Genomic DNA, 18163 nt, shown 5'->3' with positions numbered 1-18163 from the left:
AGCCTTACCTATCTGTCGGTAAATATGGTTAGCCTTGCCTAATGTTGTCAAGGGGGTTGCTGCCCACGGTCGCTCTACTCTCGGTCATCGTTGTCAGCGGATGCTCGGCACCGCCGTTGGCGACCACGAAAGCCGCCGAGACCGGCGCGGACCTTCGCCCGCTTTCGCAGGTCAAGCCGTTGGCGGAGCCCAAGAATCACGCCGGACCGACCACCGCGCGGCTCGCGCGGGCCGACATCACGGGCGACAAACCGGCGGTCCAGCACCTCCCGGCGACCATCACCGATCACCAAGGCACCCAGGTCACCGTCGCCGACACCAGCCGGATCCTCGCCTTCGACATGTCCGGCACGCTCGCCGCGACCGTGTTCGGGCTCGGCCTCGGCGGCAACGTCGTCGGACGGGACGTCTCCACCGGCTTCCCGTCGGCCCGGAACCTGCCGCTGGTCACCGTGAACGGCCACCGGCTCAACGCCGAGGCGATCCTGGCGCTGCGGCCGACCGTGGTGATCACCGACACGACACTCGGCCCCTGGGACGTGGTGCTGCAGTTGCGCGCGTCCGGCGTTCCCGTGGTCGTCGTCGACGCGAAACGCTCGATGGAGAACGTCGGAGACATCGTCCGCCAGGTCGCCGCCGCGCTCGGCGTGCCCGAAGCGGGTGAAAGCCTCGCGACCCGGCTCGCGGCCGACGTCGAGGCCAAGAAGACGGAGATCGCGAAGCTCGCTCCCGCCGATCCGGGCCGCAAACTCCGCGTCGTCTTCCTGTACATGCGCGGGCAGGCGGGCGTGTATCACCTGTTCGGCAAGGGATCCGGCGCCGATTCGCTGATCGGCGCGCTCGGCGCGGTCGATGTCGCCACCGAGGCGGGGATCGAGGGCATGCGCCCGGTCAACCCGGAGGCGCTGGCCAAGGCCGGACCCGACGTGATCCTCATGATGACCAAGGGGCTCGAATCCGTCGGCGGGGTCGACGGCGCGCTCCAGGTGCCGGGCGTGGCGCAGACACCCGCGGGGCGGCATCGCCGCATCGTCGACATGGCGGACTCGCAGATCCTGAGCTTCGGCCCGCTCACCGCCGGCGTGCTCGACGCGCTGGCGCGGGCCCTCTACGCCCCTGGCGACGCCGGATGAACCGAGGATTCCAGGTGACGGCGGTCTTCGCCGTGCTCATCGCCGGTGTCGTCGCGGTTTCCCTCGTTTCCGCGGGCAGCGGGCAATACGGCGTTCCGCTCTCGCAGGTCTTCGATTCGGTGCTGCACCGGCTCGGGCTCTCGGAAACGCGGCTGGACCCGTTCGCCGAGGGCGCGCTGTGGCAGGTCCGGTTCCCGCGTGTGGTGATGACCCTGCTGGTCGGCGGGGTGCTCGGGGTTTGCGGCGCGCTGATGCAGGGCGTGTTCGGGAACCCGCTCGCCGAACCGGCCGTGGTCGGCGTCTCGTCCGGCGCGGCCGTCGGCGCCAGTCTGTCCATTGTGGCCGGTTGGACGTTCTTCGGCGCGTTCACCACGCCTGCCTTGGGTTTCGCGGGCGGGCTCGTCACCACACTGCTCGTCTACGCGCTTTCGCGATCGCGCGGGCGTTCCGAGGTGGTCACGCTGATCCTGACCGGCGTCGCGGTCAACGCGGTCGCGATGGCGATCATCTCGTTCCTGATGTTCGCCGCCGATCAGGCCGCGCGCGAGCAGATCGTGTTCTGGCAGCTGGGTTCCCTGGCCGGTTCGCGCTGGCCGTACGTGGTGACCGTGCTGCCGCTGGTCGCGGTCGGCGTCGTCGTTTCCCTCGCGCTGGCGCGGAAACTCGACCTTCTCGCGCTCGGGGAACGACAGGCCCGGCATCTCGGCGTGGACGTCGAGAAGCTGCGGCTCGGCGCGGTCGTGGTCGTCGCGCTGATGGCGGCCGCGGCCGTTTCGTACTCGGGGATCATCGGGTTCGTCGGCCTGATCGTGCCGCACGCGCTGCGGATGCTGCTCGGCCCAGGACATCGCGTGCTGATCCCGGCGAGCCTCTTCGGCGGCGCGTTGCTGCTCGCCACGGCGGATCTCGGCGCCCGGACCTTGTTCACCTACGCCGATCTCCCGATCGGCATGCTGACCGCGCTCGTCGGCGGGCCGTTCTTCTTCTGGCTGCTGCTGCGCACGCGGCGGCGTTCGGGAGGCTGGGCATGAACGGTGCCGAACTCGACCACGTTTCCTATACGGTCGACGGAAAGACGCTGCTTCGCGAAGTATCGCTGCGGGTGCGCCCTGGTGAGGTCCTCGTGGTCGTCGGACCGAACGGCGCGGGCAAGTCGACCACGCTCGGTCTGCTCGCCGGAGACCTTCGGCCGGACTCGGGACGGGTCCTCGTCGCTGGAGCCGAACTCGGTACCTGGAGCGGGATCGAACTCGCGCGACGGCGCGCGGTCCTGCTCCAGCAGAACACGGTGACCTTCCCGTTCACCGTGGCCGACGTCGTGCGGATGGGCCGGACCCCTTGGCGGGGAACGGAAGCCGAGGACTTCGACGACACCGAGGTCGAAGCCGCGCTGAAGGCGACCGGGATGACCGAATTCGCCGAGCGCCGGTTCACCACCCTGTCCGGCGGCGAGCAGGCGCGGGCCGCGCTCTCACGGGTGCTCGCCCAGCGCGCGGGAATCCTGCTGCTCGACGAACCCACCGCGGCGCTGGATCTCCGGCACAGCGAGGAAATCCTGACGCTCGCGACCGCACGGGCCGAAGCGGGGGACGCGGTGCTCGTCGTCCTGCACGATCTCGGGCTCGCCGCCGCGTACGCGGACCGGGTCGCGGTGCTGTCCGGCGGTGAGCTCGCAGCCGAGGGCACGCCCGCCGAAGTGCTGACGGAGTCGTTGCTCAGCGAGGTCTACCGGCATCCCGTGGAGGTCTTAGTCCATCCCCGCACCGGGAAACCGATCGTCCTGCCCCACCGAGCGGCCGAGGAGCGCCGATGAAACAGCTGATGAGAGTGGCCGTCGCAGCCGGGCTGCTCGTGATCGCCGCACCCGTGCCCGCCTCCGCCGCGGGCGCGGCCGTGACGTTCTCGCCCGGCTCCGCGGATCCGGAGTACGCGACCTCCTTGCAGGTCAAGGGAACCGGATTCCAGTCCGTGCCGAAGGGATACGGCGGGATCTACCTGCTGTTCGGCTGGGTCGCCGACGGCGCGTGGCAGCCGAGCCAGGGCGGCGCGGCCGGTGCCACCTACCGGTACGTCAAAGACAAGGAAACCAAGGACAACAACGGTTTTCAGCGGTTCATCGCCTTTCCCGGCAGTGACACCGCGTCCGCGGCCAACGGCGAGATCGCCGCGGACGGGACGTGGTCGGCGAAACTGGTGATCCCCGGCGCGCGGTTCAAGGCCGCCGACCGCGCCGGGAAGATCGTCGACGTCGACTGCCTGAAGGTCCGATGTGGACTGATCACGGTCGGGGCGCACGGCGTCGTCAACGCGAACAACGAGACCTTCACGCCGGTGACGTTCGCGGTCCCGAAAGCTCCCACGACACAGGCTGTCGCGCCGCCACCGCCCCCTCCGTCTTCGCCGGTGCCGCCGCCATCCTCCAGCGCGGCACCGGCGTCCTCTTCGGCACCCCTTGTGTCCACTGTGGAATCCCCGCCCGCGCCGGCGCCTGCCGTGCTGCCCGCCGCGCGGAGCGGGGAAACCGGCTCGTGGTGGTGGATCGCCGTCGTGGCGGGTGTGGTGCTGATCGCCGCGCTCGCCGTCCCCCTGATCAGGGCCCGCAAGCGGACCCGCGACGCGGAAGGTGAATGAAGTGTCCTTGCGAAGATGGGGTGCCGTGCTGGCGGGCGCCGCGCTGGTGGCGGGAGCCGCCGTCACCCCGGCGCTCGCCGCCGGCCCGTTCACGCCCAAGGTGACCGTGACGCCGAGCGCCGGACTAGACCCGGTCGGCACGAAGATCGTCGTCAAGGGCACCGGTTTCGATCCGGCCGCCAACGACGGCAAGGGCTTCGGCCTCCGCGTGGGCCCGGCGAAGGCCGACGTCCGCGACCGGGCCGGTAAGGACTTCCAGGTCAGCCGTCTGATCAAGAAGGGCGCCGTCGGCAGCCAGATCCCGGTGGACGACGACGGGAACTGGGAGTATTCGGTCACCGTCAAGGCCGAGTACGTCGCGAGCGGGACGACCTACAGCGCGAAGACGCAGCCGTTCAGCGTCTTCGTCTTCGGCTGGGACACCCCGGTGCTCACGTGGGACAGCACGATCCCGTTGACCTTCACCGGGATCGGCGACACCGCGACCGGTTTCGCCTGGGGACTCCGGCATTCCTGGCGGAACTACATCACCCGGGGTGGCGGCACCGTGACGTCGTCCGACGGGGCGACGCTGGACACCGCGGCACCGAATGTCGAGCCGTACCCGTACAAATGGAAGTACGGATCGTCCACAGTAGACTCTGGCAAGGGCACGGTCTCCTACACCGGCCAGGTCACGTACACCTTCGAGGCGCATACGATCTGGGACTTCACCATCGCCGACCCGCGGATCACCTTCGGCGGCGACGGCACCGGGACGCTCACCGCGAAGATCGGCTATGCCTTCTACGGGACCAAAACCGCGCCCGAGAAGGTGCGGGCGCCGTCCGACGTCGTGCTGGCGGACCTCAAGCTGAAGGCTCCGGCGCAGGCGGGGGACAATGTCGCCGTCGACATCGAGTCGGCGAAACTGACCGCCGCGGGCGCCGCCGCGTTCGCCGACTTCTACAAGGCGGGTGACGCTCTCGACACCGGGCGGCTCGTCTTCCCCGGCAAGAGCGGGCCCGCGCCCACGTCGAGCACGGTTCCTTCGAGTTCGGCTCCGGCTCCTACGACGACGACCTCCGCGGCGTGCGTGCTCACCTCGGATTCGGTGAAGCAGGGAAACCTGTTGTGGGGCTTCAAACAGAGCTTCCGCCGCTATGTCGGGACCGGATCGGGCACGTCGATCACCGCTTCGGACGGTGTCGAGATCACCGACATCGACAAGATCGAAGGAACGGGGCCGCCGAGCGGGGCGTACCGGTGGGGTTTCGAAAGCGCTCAGTACAAGTCGGCGGCCGAGTTCACGACGCAGTTCCGGGGCAAGGTGACCTTCGCTTACCCGGCGCATTCGTTCGAGCTGTCGATCGGGCGGCCGAAGGTGGTCGTGGCGCAGGGGAAGGGCAAGCTCTACGCCGATGTGGAACTGAAGACGACCAGCGGGGCGCCGTCGCCGTCGATCAACCAGCCGGGTGTCGAGCTCGCTTCGCTGGACCTCGCGGCGGCGAAGACGACCGAAGGGACGGGGGCGCTGAGCGTCGCCGGGATCAAGGTCACCTTGGGCAACGCGGAGGCGTTCGCGAAGTTCTACAAGGTCGGCGAGGTTCTCGACGAGGCGACGGTGAGCTTGGGTGCTTCGTGTGCTCACCTGCCCGCGCCCGGAGCCTCCGGACCGGGCGCCGGGCCGGGTGCCTCCGATGACCTGGTGCCGGACGTGAAGTACCGGCCGAATTCGGCGCTGGCGTCCACCGGTGTCGATGGCGGCGTCTGGCTGCTGTGGGGCCTGGTGCTGCTGGGCGCCGGGGTGGGCCTGGTGACGGTGGTGACGCGACGCAGGAGAGCGTAGGGGCACGTCTCGTGAGTGGTAAGGACGGTTCTAACCGTCCTTACCACTCACGAGGTCAGGCGGCCCGGTACTCGTCCAGCTCGCTCGCCAGCTCGTCGAACACCGCGATGTTGCACTCGAAGGCCACGATCGCCTCCTCGATCAGCCGCGCGCGTTCGTCCTCGGTCCACGGCGCCGCGTTCAGCTGTTCGCGGTAGTTGTCCCGGAACTTCGGGGCACTGCCAAGCTGGTCGAAGTGGTAGAACAACGAACCCGCCTCGTTGAGCTCGTACTTGCGCTCCAGCAGCCGCCGGATGACCTGGCCGCCGGCGATGTCGCCGAGGTAGCGCGTGTAGTGGTGGGCGACGAACCCGCCGGACCAGTCCGACGCCTCGGCCACGCGCCGCGCGTAGCGCTCCGTCGACGGCAGCGGCCGGATGGTCTCGCGCCAGTCCGGGCCGACGAGGTGTTCGAGGTCGCGTTCGAGGCTGGGCAGCCGCCGCAGCTCCTCGAAGACGAACTTGCCTGCCACCGGGTCCTTCGCCAGCTTGTCCGCGGCCTGCTCGATCGCCTGGTAGATGAAGTAGTACTGGATCGCCAGCCGCGTGTACCCGTCGCGCGTGAGCTCGCCGCCGAGCAGCGCGTTCATGTACTCGGAGTGGTTGGCCCGCTCGTGGGCGGGCAGGGTGGAGGCGCGCAGGGCCGCGGAGAACGGCCCGGATTCGACGTCGGTGGTCACCGGCATGGACAGAGCCTCCAAGCATCGATCTGACATGCTGTCAGAAAGAGCGTAAGGCACAACCGCGGGTTAGGCTACCCTAATTTACGGGTTTTCCGTCATCCCGACCGCTCTGAGCACGAAGCGGACGGCTCCCTCGATCGCGTCGTCCAGCCGTTCGGGTGGTACGTCGACGACCTGACGGCTGCCCAGCGCGGCGGTGATCATTGGGATCAGCACGTCGGGATCCTCGTCCGGCACCCCCTCGGCGAGGATCTCGCGCAGCTGACCGGTGATGGGGTCGGCGTGCGCGCTGATCCGCCGGTACGCGGCGGGCGCCAGCGCCGACGCGAGCGCCGTCCCCGGCGGCAGGTGGTACTCGGCCAGCACCCGCAGCTGCAGCCGGACGAACGTCGAAAGCTTCTCGACCGGGGTGTCGGCGGTCGCGACGGCCGCCGTCAGCCGCTCGACGTACCGCGTCGCCTCGTCCTCGACGAAGGCCACCAGCAGGCTTTCCTTGTCGGGGAAGTGGTTGTACATCGCCGTCCGGCCGAGGCCCGCTTCGGCGGCGACACCCGCGAGGGTGATCGCGTCGAACCCGCGCTCGTACAGCTGCCCGCGCAGGACGTCGAACACCCTGCTGCGGACCTCGCGCCGGTGCTCCTCCAGCGAGCGGCCGATGATCTTGGGCACGAGCCACCTCCCTGGGAGGAAACTCTAGATGGTCGGCAGGCGTGACTCACGTGATCAGAGCCGTGACTCGCGTGATCAGAGGCGTGACTCGCGTGATTGAGCACCGCACACCGAGTTCGGCGCTCAATCACGCGAGTCACGGCTTCAATCACGCGAGTCACGGCCGGCTAAGCCTCCAGGGACCAGGTGTGCACCGGTGTCTCCGTGGCGGACAGCTCCAGATACCGGCCGAGCATCCGGTTCAGCGCGGTCTCCCGCTCGGCGCCGCGCTCCTCCGCGCGCAGGACGTACTCCCGCTGCCACGCCGCGCCGGTCCGCCTGGTGAGACACCGCTGCTCGATGATGCCCAGATAGCGCTCTCTCGCCTCGTCCGAAACGTCCGATCGGCGCAGTCCCTCGTGCGCCAGCGGCAGCAGGACCCGCAGCACCAGCTCGTCCGGCGGGATCCAGCCGATCCCCGGCCAGTACAGCTGCGCGTCGAAACCCCGGCGCGCGCCCGCGTACATGTTCTCCTCGGCCGCCTGGAACGACATCTGTGTCCACACTGGACGGTCGGCCTCGGCGAGGGCCCGCTGCGCGCCGTAGAAGAAGGCGGCGTTCGCGACCATGTCGACGACGGTCGGGCCGGCGGGCAGTACGCGGTTCTCCACCCGCAGATGCGGCAGGCCGTCGACGACGTCGTACACCGGCCGGTTCCAGCGCCAGACGGTGCCGTTGTGCATCCGCAGTTCGGTGAGTTTCGGGGCCTGCCCGGAGTCGAGCGCCTCGATCGGGTCTTCCCGGTCGGTCTCGGGGAGCAGGCCGGGGAAGTACCGGACGTTCTCCTCGAACAGGTCGAAGATCGACGTGATCCACCGCTCGCCGAACCACACCCTCGGCCGAACGCCCTGGTTCTTCAGCTCTTCCGGCCGGGTGTCCGTGGCCTGCAGGAACAGCGGGATCCGGGTCTCGTGCCAGAGCGTTTTGCCGAGCAGGAACGGCGAATTCGCGCCCACCGCGATCTGCACGCCCGCCAGCGCCTGCGCCGCGTTCCAATGTGCCGCGAACTCCTCCGGCGCGACCTGCAGATGCAGCTGGACGGAGGTGCACGCGGCCTCGGGGAGGATCGATTCGGAGTAGCTGCGCAGGCGTTCGGGTTGCCTGCCGGGCAGGGGCGCGCCCTCCATCGAGAGCACGGTGCGCTCGCCGCGAGCGGCGAAGATCCGGTCATTGAGCAACGAATAACGAGCGTTGTTGGTGAGCCACTTCTGGTCGAAGTGCTCGTGCCGCAGCGTCGGGAGGATGCCGATCATCGCCAGCGACGCGCCGGATTCCTCGGCCTTGCGTGAAGCGGCGGCCAGATACGCGTTGAGGTCGTCCTCCAGCTGCAGCGCGGATTCGCCTGCCAGCGGCCGCGGCGGCACGTTGAGCTCCAGGTTGTGCTGGCCGAGCTCGGTGGTGAACGACGGATCGTTCAGCGCTTCGAGCACCGTGGTGTTCGTCATCGACGGGCGCAGCTCCGCGTCGACGAGGTTGAGTTCGACCTCGAGGCCGATGTTCTTGCGCGGGAAGGAAAAACTTCCGTCGGTGAGCATGCGGGCCAAGGTGTCGAGGCAGCGCTGGACCTTTCGGCGATAGCGGCCGCGATCCTGCGGCTCGGAGGGGTCCGCCGAAAGATTCTTACCCATGTTCGTCGAGCTCCTCATTGGCCACGCTCCGCGGGATCCAGGCGGGACTGCCAGGCGGCCCAACGGTTTCACGCATCGCTGTCGCCCGGCTAGCGGCCAAACTGGTGCTCTCTGTCACTAGGGGTTAACTGACAGCAAAATACCTCCGTTCGTACCACCTACCCCTCGACGTTCGGACGCAAACGCCGCGCAGGGGACGGATGACACACTCTCCTGGTGGCCGAACTGATCACCATCGACGACCCGGGCGACCCGCGGCTCGACGATTTCCGCGACTTGTCCACAGCCGATCGGCGTCCCGATAGGCCGGGTGGGCGTGGCCTTGTGATCGCCGAAGGCACCGTGGTGGTCGAGCGCCTGCTCAAATCCCGCTATCCGGTCCGCTCCCTCCTCGGCGTGGAACGGCGATTCCGCGAATTGGGCGGCGACCTGGACGCGGTCGACGTCCCCGGTTATGTGACTTCGGCCGAGACGATGGCCGACGTGGTCCGCTTCCACCTGAACCGCGGGATCCTCGCCGTCGCCGACCGGCCCGTCCCGCCGCCGACGGTGGAAGACGTCGTCGACGGCGCACGCGTGCTCGCGGTACTCGAAGGCGTCGGTGACCACGAGAACCTCGGCTCGCTGTTCCGCAACGCGGCCGCGCTCGGCGTCGACGGGATCCTGCTCGGCGCCGGCTGCTCGGACCCGCTGTACCGGCGCAGTGTCCGCGTCTCGATGGGGCACGTCCTGCGTGTCCCGTTCGCCACCTTCGGGTCTTGGCCCGGCGACCTGGAATTGCTGCGAGACCGCGGTTTCCGCATCGCCGCCCTCACCCCTCGTGCGGATTCCGTTTCGCTGCGCCAGTTACGCGACCAGACACCGGGGAGGGTCGCGTTGATGCTGGGCGCGGAGGGCCCCGGCCTGACCGAGGAGGCCATCGCCGCCGCCGACGTCGCCGTGCGGATCCCGATGCCGGAAGGCGTCGATTCGCTGAATGTCGCCACGGCTGGCGCGATCGCGTTCTACGAGACGCGTCCACCGCTATCGTGAGCACCCGAGCGATCACGAGGAGAACCCATGGAATTGCGGATCCGTGAGGGACGCGCGGTGCTGGCCGGGCCGGGCGGCGACAGCGCGCGTGAGGTGGACCCGCACTCACTCGCGATCGGTTCGGATCTCGCCCAGGCGTTGCACGAATGGGCCAGGGTCGCCTCCGCCGTCGGCTCCTCCGGCACCGAAGCCGCTTCCGTGGTCTCCCAGCGAGGCCGCCAGCTCGCCCAGCGGGTCGCCGCCACGATGGGCACGTCGGTGCGGTTCGTCGACCCCGTCTCCGGCGACGGCGTCATCATCGACCCGCCCGCCCCCGCACCCCGCAACGAACTCGCGCGCCGCCTCTTCGGCACACCGGACCCGGCCGGGGAGCCGACACCGTGGCTGACCGGCCTGACGGTCTCGGCGTTCGTCGCGGCCGTGGTCGTCGTGGCGATGCTGGCACTGGCGAACACCCTCGCGCGCGAGACCAACGGCTGGCTCGCGCTGCTCGCGTCCGCCGTCGTGACCGCCGGGATCACTCCGTCGCTGTGGCTCGCACGGCGGGTGCCGATCGTGCGGTGGGCGTCCTTCGGCGCGGCCGCCGGCATCGTGATCGCGTGGATCGGCGTGCTGATCGTCGTCTTCTAGAGATCGAAAACGGTGTCGATCGGCTCGTCGTGATCATCCTCGACGGGGACCGGCCGCGGCGCGGGCTTCCCGGTCAGCGCCCGCCGGATGGTCGCCGTGATGAGCTCGCCGAGCGCGCTCGCGTTCGACGCCATCGCCTTGTCGGTGAGCCGGACTTCGCCGATCACGCCGCCGGGACCGACGGTCACCGTCACCACCCCGTCGGGGGAGGTCACCTCGCTGAATTCACCCGCCGCGGCGAGCGCCTTGGCGTTCTCGGCTTTGCGTGCCTCGATCTCGCGCAGCCGCCAGCGCATTTCCTCGATCAGCTGTGGATTGCTGAGCTCCGCCATGGTCATTCCTCCGTGCTGCCCGGGCGAAGGCTGTGCGCCACGCGGGACGCGGCCTCGGCGACCGCGGGCCACGCCTCCATCGAATCCGCGGTCACCGCGAGGATCACGACGCCTTCGCCAGTGGGCAGTGGAACCTGGAACTCCGCCTTGATCCGGGGCTGGACCAGTTCGTCCGCCCGCCCGGTGAGCTCAGGCGGAAGCCGGAATTCGCCGACCTCGACCGCCGCCAGGGCGGGACCGAGCGGTAGCCGGACCGCACGAACATCCGCCTGCGGGTGATTTCGCCGATAGACGTTCAGCAACGCACTCGTCATCACTTCGCCGTCCGGTTCGGCCGGACCGGTGCGGACGGACGGCAAGCGGACGGTCCCGAGAGCCAGTGTGGCCACGTGCTCCGGGCCTTCGCCGACGGCGAATCTGCCGAACAGGCGGACGCCGTTTTCCTTGAAGTAAGGGGTCAACGACCTCAGGTGAGCGCTGAACTCTTCGGCATCCGTCCCGGTGGCCTCGGCCACCTTCTGGCCGAGGGCCTTCGCGATCCCCGCGTTCGCTTCGTCGTCGGCCGTCACCGGCATGCCGATGAAGCCAGGCGGCAGATCCAGGAGCAGGCCGGTCTCGGTAGAGGTCATGGATCAGCTCCAGGCCTTGTCTTCCGCGCGTTCGCGTCGCCGCTCCGGGGTGTTGTCCGCGGCGACCCCCGCTTCGGCGGCGTTGCCCACCGCGACGGCTCCCCACAGGATGGGCAGCCCGTTGAAGATCGACGCCGACGCCATGGCGGCTTGCCCGACGTCCTTGGGCCACCAGTAGTTCTTGAAGTCGTCGATCGGTCCTTCGAAGCTCAGCCCGGCCACTTCGGTACCCGCGTCGGTCTGGAACTGCGCGCCCACCAAACCCAGGCCGAGGGGCTTGATCCACGGACTGTTCGGGAAAAGGGCGCCCAGGCCGGAGGTGGCCACCCCAGCCAGGTCGAAGGCGATCGTCTCCGGCGAGACGTCGGCCCCGGCGAAGGCGGCCGTGGCGTGACCCGCGGTGGCGACGACCCCGAGGCTGGTGCCCACGGCGGAGACGACGTCACCAGCCGGAGGTGGAATGAACTCCCCGGCGAGGCCGAGGACGTTGCCCGCGTCGCCCACGACGTCCGACACCTTCGACAGGACCTCGGCGTTGTCTTGAACGGTGTCCCAGACCGCGTCCACCACATCGGCGGTCAGATTGATCAGATCCTTGGCGACGCCGGTGACCGCGTCGACTACGTCGTCCAGAAGATCGGGCTCGTCGGGTGCGAGTTCCTTCGCCTTCCGGAGCAAGTCCGCGACGCGAGCGGCGACCGAGGTGTGCTGGGTGAGCAGTTCCTTCGCGGCTTCCTGCACCTCCACGCAGCCGTCGATGGCCGCTTGGAGTTGACGTCCGGCGTTGTCGAGAAGCGCCTGCGCGATCTGCAAGGACTGCTGGTCGGTGAACGTCTGGTTGGCCAGTGCGAAGTCCGGGTTGGCACGAGCCTGCTCGGCGGCCTGGGCGGCAGCCTGGGCCCGGCGCTCCAAGTCCGCTGCTTGACGCTGCATTTCGCCGAGGTCGCGAGCCCAGCCTTCGAGTGCGTAGGCGGCTTGCGCCATCGAACGCGCGGCACCCTCCAAGTACTCGGGCAGCGGACCGAGACGGCGTGCGAACGCTTCGCTCGCTTCGCCGGTCCAGATTCCCTGCTTGGTGGCGATCTGGCGGAGCATGGTGTCGGCCTCTTCGAGGTCGCGGCTGACCGTGCGGTACTTCTCGGCCAGATCTCCGACGCCGCCGACGTCACCGGGAGCCGGGTCGAAGCCGAGTGCGGGGTACTGGTTCCCGGTCACTGACCGCCTCCGAGGATGTCGGTGATGCCGCCGGTGTAGCCGCCGCCGACCGGGCCGCCGTCGTCACCGAGCGGGAATCGCGGCGAGGGATCGGGGCCGCCGGTGCCACTGGGTTTCGGCGGGCCGTCGGCAGGATCGGTAATCAGGTCACCGAGCTTGTCGAGGCCCTCGCCGAACTCTTCTTCCATCTTCTGGTACTTCCGCTGAGCGGCCTTCAGCCTCTCGGTGACGCCTTCCGCGGCTTCTCCGAGCCTTCCGATACCGAATTCCCAGGCTTCCTCGAAATCCATGCCGGATTTCGCGAGATCCGGGTTGCCGAGCGCGCCCCATACGCCTCCGCCGGCGAGTTTCTTGTTCGCGTCCGCCATCCGGTCGGCGCCGGTTTCGAGATCACCGATGAGCTTTCCCAGCTCGGCGATCTTCACCGCGTACCCGGCCATGCCGTCCTCCCCTTGAATCGGTGCCGAAGGACTCAGGGCCGTTCGACCGTTCCGGAATCTGACGATCGTTCGTTCACCCGCGTTCCCCGGACGAAGACGATTTCGTTCTGCCATTCGTATTTGCCCCGGCGCCAGGCGGTGTAGAAGTAGCCGAAACCGGCGGCCATCTGCGCCGCGAGCTCGGGATCGAGCCCGCTGACGATCGTGTTGACGTGGACTGCCGGGTCTCCGGCGGTGAACCGGTTCGCGAGCCACCCGACGCGGGTGGACCGCGGCACCAGGTAGATCCAGAGCGCGGCGGCCACGATTCCGGGGAGCAACAGCGCAACGCCGAGGTAGAACAGCCATTCGTGCGGGGTCAGCTTGCCCACGAGCATGAGGACGCCGCACAGCAGAGCCGCGAGCACGCCGGTGAACAGGGGAAACTGCGAGGAGCCCGGGTAGAACCCGCTTCGGTGCCTGGGCGGCGCAGCCGGGTCGCGCCGCAGCAGGAGAAGCCTGTCGGCACTGGTCGCGAGTTCCCGGGTGATGACCATGCCGTTCTGATGTGCGAGTTCGGCGACGTACCGGCGGGCCAGCTTCACGTGCCGGAGGCTGAGCCAAGCCTCGTTTTCGCCGCGGATCCGCCGGAGCAGAGCACGTTGCCCGGCGGGGTCCGGTTTCGGCTGCCAATGGTCATAGAGCCGCCCAGGAAAGCTGTCCGGCGCGTACTGGAAACTCAGGAGGTTCGGATCGGAAGGCGGGATTTCGACATATCGCCGATCGGCGGCCATTTGCCGGATCACCTGCGGATCCATTGCCCATATCGAGGGCGAGACATGGACGACGGGACGGCCGTCGAAGTGCAGATACCGCAGTGAGCCCAGCCGACACGCCCACTCGACGCCCAGCGAGACCGGCTGGATGCCTTGTTGCGACAGATACACCGATGATCACCCTCCCCGGCGCCGAGGGTAACCGAGTCACACCCGTTTGTAGAACTTGAGACTCGGCCCGCCCGCTTGTGTCGCGGACTGCCCGTAAAGCTCGTAACCGTGGTATGCGGCGATCTGCACGACCAGGTCGGCGGGGAGCTGATAGGAGCGCATCGAGAATTCGACGTGCGGGCTGCCGTCGAATTCCCGCGCCAGCCAGCCGACGCGGGTGGTACGCGGGAACAGGCTGGTGCTGAACGCGGCCGGGATGGCACCGGCGAAAGCCGCCATGAACAGGAGGCTGACGATGGGGGCCTCGTGGCCCGACGGCATTCCGACGATCACCGCCGCGGCGCTGAGGAGGACGAAGACGGTGACGGGTGCGATGTAGTTCAGCCAGGCGTAGCGGAACCGGAATCCGGTGGATGCGGGCAGGGGTAGCCGCGGTGGTGACGGGTCCCGGCTGAGAAGGAGGACCCGGTCGCTCGGATCGGTGAAGGCGGCCGCGACACGCAGGCCTTCGGTCTCGGCGACTTCCGCGACGCGCCGGGCGGAGAGGTTCGCGTGCTTGACGCTGATCCAAACCCGGTCGGAACCGCTGAGATGGTTCAGCAGCCAGCGTTCACGGTCTTTGTCCGGTCTGTCCGGCCCGTCGAAGGTGGGGACCGGCGGGACGTGCTGAGGCGCGAACTGAAAGCTCAGGCAGCCCTGGAACATCGGCGCGATTTCTACGTAGCCGCGGCTTCGGGCGATTCCGCGGAGAGCGTCGGGATCGATCCGCCATTCCATCGGCGAGACGTGCGTGTACGGCGTTCCGGTGAAAACCTGGAAACGCAATCGGACAGCGCGTGCGTACCAATCCTGCATGAATCCCCCCTGGCCCGAGGATACTGAGAGCCATGACCGGTGACCCGCTCGATTCACTCAGACGGCTTTGTCTCGCGCTGCCGGAAGTCTCCGAGCGGCTCAGTCACGGCGAGCCGACCTGGTTCGTGCGTGGCAAGAAGACGTTCGTCATGTACGCGGACCGTCATCACGACGACAAGGTCGCCTTCTGGTGCCCGGCGCCGCCCGGGGCACAGGAGGAACTGGTGGGCGCCGAGCCGGAGCGGTTCTTCCGGCCGCCGTATGTCGGCCATCGGGGGTGGCTCGGGGTGCGGCTGGACACCGACGTCGACTGGACCGAGATCGACCGGATCGTCACCGACGCGTATTGCCTGGTGGCGCCTAAGTCCCTGATCGCGCAGGTCCCCGGACGCACGTAATGGCCCCTCCACCGGAAGGGGCCACTACGTGCGGATTCAACCTCGTTGTGATCGGACGCCCAGAAGGACGTCTTCCCAGGATGGAACGATGGGGTGGTTCTTCTTCCCCTTCGCCCGTGGAGCGGGTTCGGCCACTTCCTCCGGCTCGTCAGCCGGAAGTGGTGGCTCGGCATCTTCTTCGGGCTCGGCTATCGGCGCGTCGATCACCTTCGCGACCGGCTCGTCCGGGACCGAATCGAGAGTGGGCTGGACGACCGCGTCCTTGCCGGGTTCCAGTGCCCGCACCGTGCGCGGAGCGCGGTAGGCGTTGGGGTTGAGCAGGACTTCGGCGTTCTCGTCGAGGGCCTGCACGGTGCCGCCGTGCGCGCCGGGCGCGAACGACCAGTGCGCGCGGTTGTCCGAACGGCCCGCCTTCCAGCTCAGCACGACGACCCACTTGCCGTCGTCGCCTCGCCAGGAATCCCAGGTCGCCTGGCTGTAGTCGTGGCCGCGCTGCCCGAAGGAGTGCGCGACGACCTCGCCGAGCGTCTGGACGTCGGGGCCGTCCTCGCGGACCGGATGTGCTCGCTGGGCGAGCTCGGCGGTGCGGGATCGTTCGAGCAGGACGGGGTACGCGAACCGCTCGACGCGCTGCACGGTGACGCCGGCGCTGCTCGCGACCTGCTCCACGGACTCACCGGCCCGGATTCGTGCCTGGATCTCGCGTGGCCGCATTTGGCTCTCCAACTCGATTTCGATCTGGCCGAGGCGGGTGATGTCACCCCTCGCCGCCGCTCGCAGCCTCTCATCCGCGGGGAGCAGGAAGCGCGTGCGGCTCGCCGGGTCTTCGCACACGATGGACTTACCGTCCTCGTGCAGCCCGACCACCCGTAGCGCTCGCATTCTCGCCTCCCCGATTCTTCACCTTTGTGGGTGTCCACGTTAAAACGGCGCGTCGCCTTGACGTGTGAGGCGCGCCGATGTCATGTGTCCTGCTCACTATTTTGTTCATGACGGCAAGGGGAATTCTGCGGCAGCGACCGGCGGCTCGCCGTGTGACGCGCCGGACACGCACAGTCACGATCGGGGGAATCTACGGCAGCCGTACCCGGACGACCAGTCCGCCGCCGCGGCCGCCCGGTTCCGCGCCCGCGGTCCCGCCGTGCGCCTTCGCGATGGACCGGACGATCGACAGGCCGAGCCCGGCGTTGCGGGAATCGCCGGTGCGGTCGCCCGAAAGCCTCCGGAACGGCTCGAACAGGGCTGGTACGGCGTCCAGCGGCACCTGCGGGCCGGTGTTGCGCACCACCAGCGCCGGATCGCCGCCGATGTCGACGTGGATCCAGCCGCCCTGGCGGTTGTAGGTGATGGCGTTGTGCACGAGGTTCGTGACCAGCCGCTCCAGCAGCACGGGGTCGCCGGAGACCGTCCGCGGCCGCAGCCGCGACTCCACGGTGACCCCCGCTTCCTCGGCCATGGCCGACGCCGACCGGATCACCGTCGCCGCGACCTCGTCCAGCCGGACGGGGGCGCGCGCGGCCAGGCCGCGGTCGCTGCGGGCGAGCACGAGCAGGCCCTCGATCATCCGTTCGCTGCGTTCGTTGGTGTAGATCAGGTGCTCGCCGAGTTTCCGCACCTCGGGGCTCGCGTCGGGATCGGCCATCGCGACCTCGACCAGCGTCCGCTGCACCGCGAGCGGGGTCCGCAATTCATGGGAAGCGTTGGCGACGAAGCGTTTCTGGCTGTCGAACGACACGGCGAGCCGGTCGAGCATGCCGTCGAAGGTGTCCGCGAGCTCCTTGAGTTCGTCGTCGGGGCCGTCGAGGTCGATCCGCCGGTCGAGATTCTCGACCTCGAGTTTCCGTGCCGTCGAAGTGATCGCGTGCAGCGGCCGCAGCACGCGGCTCGCCATCAGCCAGCCGAGCAGCACCGCGAGCGCGCCGGCGATCGCCAGCGCCACCAGCGATTGCCACAGCAGGGTCGAAAGGACGTCGGAGCGGTATTCGGTGATCGACGTCGCGACGAGCTGGGTGGCTTCGGCGCGCTGCGCGGGCATGATCGTGGTGTCGACCGGATACGGCCGGGCCATTTCGAGCTGGACCCCGGCGGTCGCCCCGTTCGCGAACGCGGCCGAGTCCGGCAGGGTCGAGCTGACCAGCAGGTAGTTGACGATGAGCAACGCGAGCCCGACGATCAGGAACGCGCCGCCGTAGAGCGCCGTCAGCTTGGTGCGGACGGAGAGCCGGATCGGTTTCACGACCCGAACCGGTAACCCGCGCCGGGCACGGTCTCGATCAGCGGCGGTTCACCGAGTTTGCGCCGCAACGTCATCATCGCCACCCGGACGGCGTTCGTGAACGGGTCGGCGTGTTCGTCCCATGCCTTCTCCAGCAGTTCTTCCGCGCTGACCACGGTCCCTTCGGCGCGCATGAGCACCTCCAAGACCGCGAATTCCTTGGGGGACAAGGGAAGGAACCGGCCGTCGCGGGACGCCTGATGCCGGGGCAGGTCGAGGACGACGCCGCCGCGTTCCAGTACCGGCGGCAACGCCGGCCGCGCGCGCCGCGAGAGCGCCTGCACCCTGGCGACGAGTTCGGCGAACGCGAACGGTTTCGTCAGGTAGTCGTCGGCGCCGAGGCCCAGCCCGGCGACCCGGTCGTCGACGTCGCCCGCGGCCGTCAGCATGAGGACCCGTGCTTCGCCGCCGGTCCCGATCACCGCGGCGCAGACCTCGTCGCCGTGCACGACGGGGAGATCCCTGTCGAGCACGACGACGTCGTAGCCGTGCACCCCCACCCGGTCCAGGGCCTGCGCGCCGTCGTAGCAGACGTCGACGGCCATGGAGAACCGTCGCAGGCCCTCGGCGATCGTGTCCGCCAGGAGCCGCTCGTCTTCCACCACCAGCACTCTCACCTGGCCAGTCTGCCCCGGGAGGGGGTAAGCGGGGGATAAGCGCGGCTCAGCCGACCGGGTGGCGGCCCGGGTTGCGAAAGCCACTCAGTGTCAGGGTGGTTGTGCTGCTCGTGTGAGTGGTTAGGGTCCGGTCTTGGTCGCGTGGTGACTCTGAAAGCCACTGCC

At 68.8% G+C, this 18163-nt stretch carries 20 protein-coding genes; 8 read left to right on the top strand and 12 right to left on the bottom strand.

Going from position 1 to position 18163, the window contains the following annotated elements; all coding sequences use genetic code 11:
- The first annotated feature begins 116 nt into the window (after window positions 1-116).
- From ACFWIW_RS30820 to ACFWIW_RS30800, 5 genes are read left to right on the top strand one after another with little or no spacing between them, the layout of a single operon-like run.
- Window positions 117-1133 carry a hemin ABC transporter substrate-binding protein gene (locus tag ACFWIW_RS30820; RefSeq protein WP_378371708.1) on the top strand — a complete coding sequence of 339 codons (1017 nt, stop codon included), beginning with the start codon at window positions 117-119 and terminating at the stop codon, window positions 1131-1133.
- Between the two features lie 14 nt (window positions 1134-1147).
- Complete coding sequence (locus ACFWIW_RS30815) at window positions 1148-2164, top strand: FecCD family ABC transporter permease (RefSeq protein ID WP_378371707.1); 1017 nt, start codon at window positions 1148-1150, stop codon at window positions 2162-2164.
- Window positions 2161-2946 (top strand): heme ABC transporter ATP-binding protein, encoded by a 786-nt coding sequence (locus tag ACFWIW_RS30810; RefSeq protein ID WP_378371706.1) that lies wholly within the window; start codon window positions 2161-2163, stop codon window positions 2944-2946. Before ACFWIW_RS30815 ends, ACFWIW_RS30810 begins: the two co-directional genes overlap by 4 nt.
- A complete protein-coding gene (locus ACFWIW_RS30805) occupies window positions 2943-3764 on the top strand; it encodes a hypothetical protein (RefSeq protein WP_378371705.1) in 822 nt (273 codons plus the stop codon). The genes ACFWIW_RS30810 and ACFWIW_RS30805 overlap by 4 nt, the downstream gene beginning before the upstream one ends.
- Before the next feature lies 1 nt (window position 3765).
- Window positions 3766-5592 (top strand): HtaA domain-containing protein, encoded by a 1827-nt coding sequence (locus ACFWIW_RS30800; RefSeq protein WP_378371704.1) that lies wholly within the window; start codon window positions 3766-3768, stop codon window positions 5590-5592.
- Window positions 5593-5647: 55 nt separating this feature from the next.
- Here the strand turns inward: ACFWIW_RS30800 and ACFWIW_RS30795 are convergent, their stop codons facing one another.
- The 3 genes from ACFWIW_RS30795 to ACFWIW_RS30785 all read right to left on the bottom strand — a co-directional run bounded on the left by ACFWIW_RS30795 (window position 5648) and on the right by ACFWIW_RS30785 (window position 8649).
- Window positions 5648-6316 carry a heme oxygenase (biliverdin-producing) gene (locus ACFWIW_RS30795; protein ID WP_016337536.1) on the bottom strand — a complete coding sequence of 223 codons (669 nt, stop codon included), beginning with the start codon at window positions 6314-6316 and terminating at the stop codon, window positions 5648-5650.
- A 78-nt stretch (window positions 6317-6394) separates the two neighbouring features.
- Entirely contained in the window at window positions 6395-6982 is a 588-nt protein-coding gene (locus tag ACFWIW_RS30790; protein WP_378371703.1) for a TetR/AcrR family transcriptional regulator, read from the bottom strand.
- Between the two features lie 167 nt (window positions 6983-7149).
- Window positions 7150-8649 (bottom strand): glutamate-cysteine ligase family protein, encoded by a 1500-nt coding sequence (locus ACFWIW_RS30785; RefSeq protein WP_378371702.1) that lies wholly within the window; start codon window positions 8647-8649, stop codon window positions 7150-7152.
- A 216-nt stretch (window positions 8650-8865) separates the two neighbouring features.
- Here ACFWIW_RS30785 and ACFWIW_RS30780 point away from each other — a divergent pair, with 216 nt between their 5' ends.
- Window positions 8866-9681, top strand: a complete 816-nt coding sequence (locus ACFWIW_RS30780) for a TrmH family RNA methyltransferase (protein WP_378371701.1) — start codon at window positions 8866-8868, stop codon at window positions 9679-9681.
- A gap of 27 nt (window positions 9682-9708) precedes the next feature.
- Window positions 9709-10311: a DUF2537 domain-containing protein gene (locus ACFWIW_RS30775; RefSeq protein WP_240599486.1), complete on the top strand. Its 603-nt coding sequence runs from the start codon at window positions 9709-9711 to the stop codon at window positions 10309-10311.
- Here the strand turns inward: ACFWIW_RS30775 and ACFWIW_RS30770 are convergent.
- The 6 genes from ACFWIW_RS30770 to ACFWIW_RS30745 are packed head-to-tail and all read right to left on the bottom strand — an operon-like array spanning window position 10308 to window position 14708.
- The gene (locus ACFWIW_RS30770) at window positions 10308-10643 is read right to left on the bottom strand and encodes a YbaB/EbfC family nucleoid-associated protein (protein ID WP_378371700.1); all 336 of its coding nucleotides are present in this window, start codon (window positions 10641-10643) and stop codon (window positions 10308-10310) included. The genes ACFWIW_RS30775 and ACFWIW_RS30770 overlap by 4 nt on opposite strands.
- Before the next feature lie 2 nt (window positions 10644-10645).
- A complete protein-coding gene (locus ACFWIW_RS30765) occupies window positions 10646-11272 on the bottom strand; it encodes a hypothetical protein (RefSeq protein WP_378371699.1) in 627 nt (208 codons plus the stop codon).
- Window positions 11273-11275: 3 nt separating this feature from the next.
- Window positions 11276-12487 carry a putative T7SS-secreted protein gene (locus ACFWIW_RS30760; protein WP_378371698.1) on the bottom strand — a complete coding sequence of 404 codons (1212 nt, stop codon included), beginning with the start codon at window positions 12485-12487 and terminating at the stop codon, window positions 11276-11278.
- On the bottom strand, window positions 12484-12927 hold the full coding sequence (locus tag ACFWIW_RS30755; protein WP_378371697.1) for a hypothetical protein: 444 nt from the start codon (window positions 12925-12927) through the stop codon (window positions 12484-12486). The genes ACFWIW_RS30760 and ACFWIW_RS30755 overlap by 4 nt, the downstream gene beginning before the upstream one ends.
- A 32-nt stretch (window positions 12928-12959) precedes the next feature.
- Window positions 12960-13853: a hypothetical protein gene (locus ACFWIW_RS30750; protein ID WP_378371696.1), complete on the bottom strand. Its 894-nt coding sequence runs from the start codon at window positions 13851-13853 to the stop codon at window positions 12960-12962.
- A 36-nt stretch (window positions 13854-13889) separates the two neighbouring features.
- Window positions 13890-14708 (bottom strand): hypothetical protein, encoded by an 819-nt coding sequence (locus tag ACFWIW_RS30745; RefSeq protein WP_378371695.1) that lies wholly within the window; start codon window positions 14706-14708, stop codon window positions 13890-13892.
- Window positions 14709-14740: 32 nt separating this feature from the next.
- Here ACFWIW_RS30745 and ACFWIW_RS30740 point away from each other — a divergent pair, with 32 nt between their 5' ends.
- Window positions 14741-15106 (top strand): MmcQ/YjbR family DNA-binding protein, encoded by a 366-nt coding sequence (locus ACFWIW_RS30740; protein ID WP_378371694.1) that lies wholly within the window; start codon window positions 14741-14743, stop codon window positions 15104-15106.
- A gap of 36 nt (window positions 15107-15142) precedes the next feature.
- Here ACFWIW_RS30740 and sepH read toward each other — a convergent pair whose 3' ends face one another.
- The 3 genes from sepH to ACFWIW_RS30725 all read right to left on the bottom strand — a co-directional run bounded on the left by sepH (window position 15143) and on the right by ACFWIW_RS30725 (window position 17998).
- Entirely contained in the window at window positions 15143-15988 is an 846-nt protein-coding gene (gene sepH / locus ACFWIW_RS30735) for a septation protein SepH (RefSeq protein ID WP_378371693.1), read from the bottom strand.
- A gap of 190 nt (window positions 15989-16178) precedes the next feature.
- Window positions 16179-17342, bottom strand: a complete 1164-nt coding sequence (locus tag ACFWIW_RS30730) for an ATP-binding protein (RefSeq protein ID WP_378371692.1) — start codon at window positions 17340-17342, stop codon at window positions 16179-16181.
- Window positions 17339-17998, bottom strand: coding sequence for a response regulator transcription factor (locus tag ACFWIW_RS30725; RefSeq protein ID WP_240599491.1), 660 nt, complete (start codon window positions 17996-17998; stop codon window positions 17339-17341). Before ACFWIW_RS30725 ends, ACFWIW_RS30730 begins: the two co-directional genes overlap by 4 nt.
- Between the last annotated feature and the right edge of the window lie 165 nt (window positions 17999-18163).

This window comes from Amycolatopsis sp. NPDC058340, assembly GCF_042723975.1.
Classification (GTDB): Bacteria; Actinomycetota; Actinomycetes; order Mycobacteriales; family Pseudonocardiaceae; genus Amycolatopsis.
The sequence above is the reverse complement of the archived record's forward strand: the minus strand, read 5'-3'. Positions and strand labels throughout refer to the sequence as shown.

Coding starts and splice junctions, on each gene's coding strand:
- ACFWIW_RS30795 (WP_016337536.1), bottom strand. CDS start 6,316: ATGCCGGTGACCACCGACGTCGAATCCGGGCCGTTCTCCGCGGCCCTG.
- ACFWIW_RS30785 (WP_378371702.1), bottom strand. CDS start 8,649: ATGGGTAAGAATCTTTCGGCGGACCCCTCCGAGCCGCAGGATCGCGGC.
- ACFWIW_RS30770 (WP_378371700.1), bottom strand. CDS start 10,643: ATGGCGGAGCTCAGCAATCCACAGCTGATCGAGGAAATGCGCTGGCGG.
- ACFWIW_RS30775 (WP_240599486.1), top strand. CDS start 9,709: ATGGAATTGCGGATCCGTGAGGGACGCGCGGTGCTGGCCGGGCCGGGC.
- ACFWIW_RS30740 (WP_378371694.1), top strand. CDS start 14,741: ATGACCGGTGACCCGCTCGATTCACTCAGACGGCTTTGTCTCGCGCTG.
- ACFWIW_RS30810 (WP_378371706.1), top strand. CDS start 2,161: ATGAACGGTGCCGAACTCGACCACGTTTCCTATACGGTCGACGGAAAG.
- ACFWIW_RS30805 (WP_378371705.1), top strand. CDS start 2,943: ATGAAACAGCTGATGAGAGTGGCCGTCGCAGCCGGGCTGCTCGTGATC.
- ACFWIW_RS30755 (WP_378371697.1), bottom strand. CDS start 12,927: ATGGCCGGGTACGCGGTGAAGATCGCCGAGCTGGGAAAGCTCATCGGT.
- sepH (WP_378371693.1), bottom strand. CDS start 15,988: ATGCGAGCGCTACGGGTGGTCGGGCTGCACGAGGACGGTAAGTCCATC.
- ACFWIW_RS30745 (WP_378371695.1), bottom strand. CDS start 14,708: ATGCAGGATTGGTACGCACGCGCTGTCCGATTGCGTTTCCAGGTTTTC.
- ACFWIW_RS30765 (WP_378371699.1), bottom strand. CDS start 11,272: ATGACCTCTACCGAGACCGGCCTGCTCCTGGATCTGCCGCCTGGCTTC.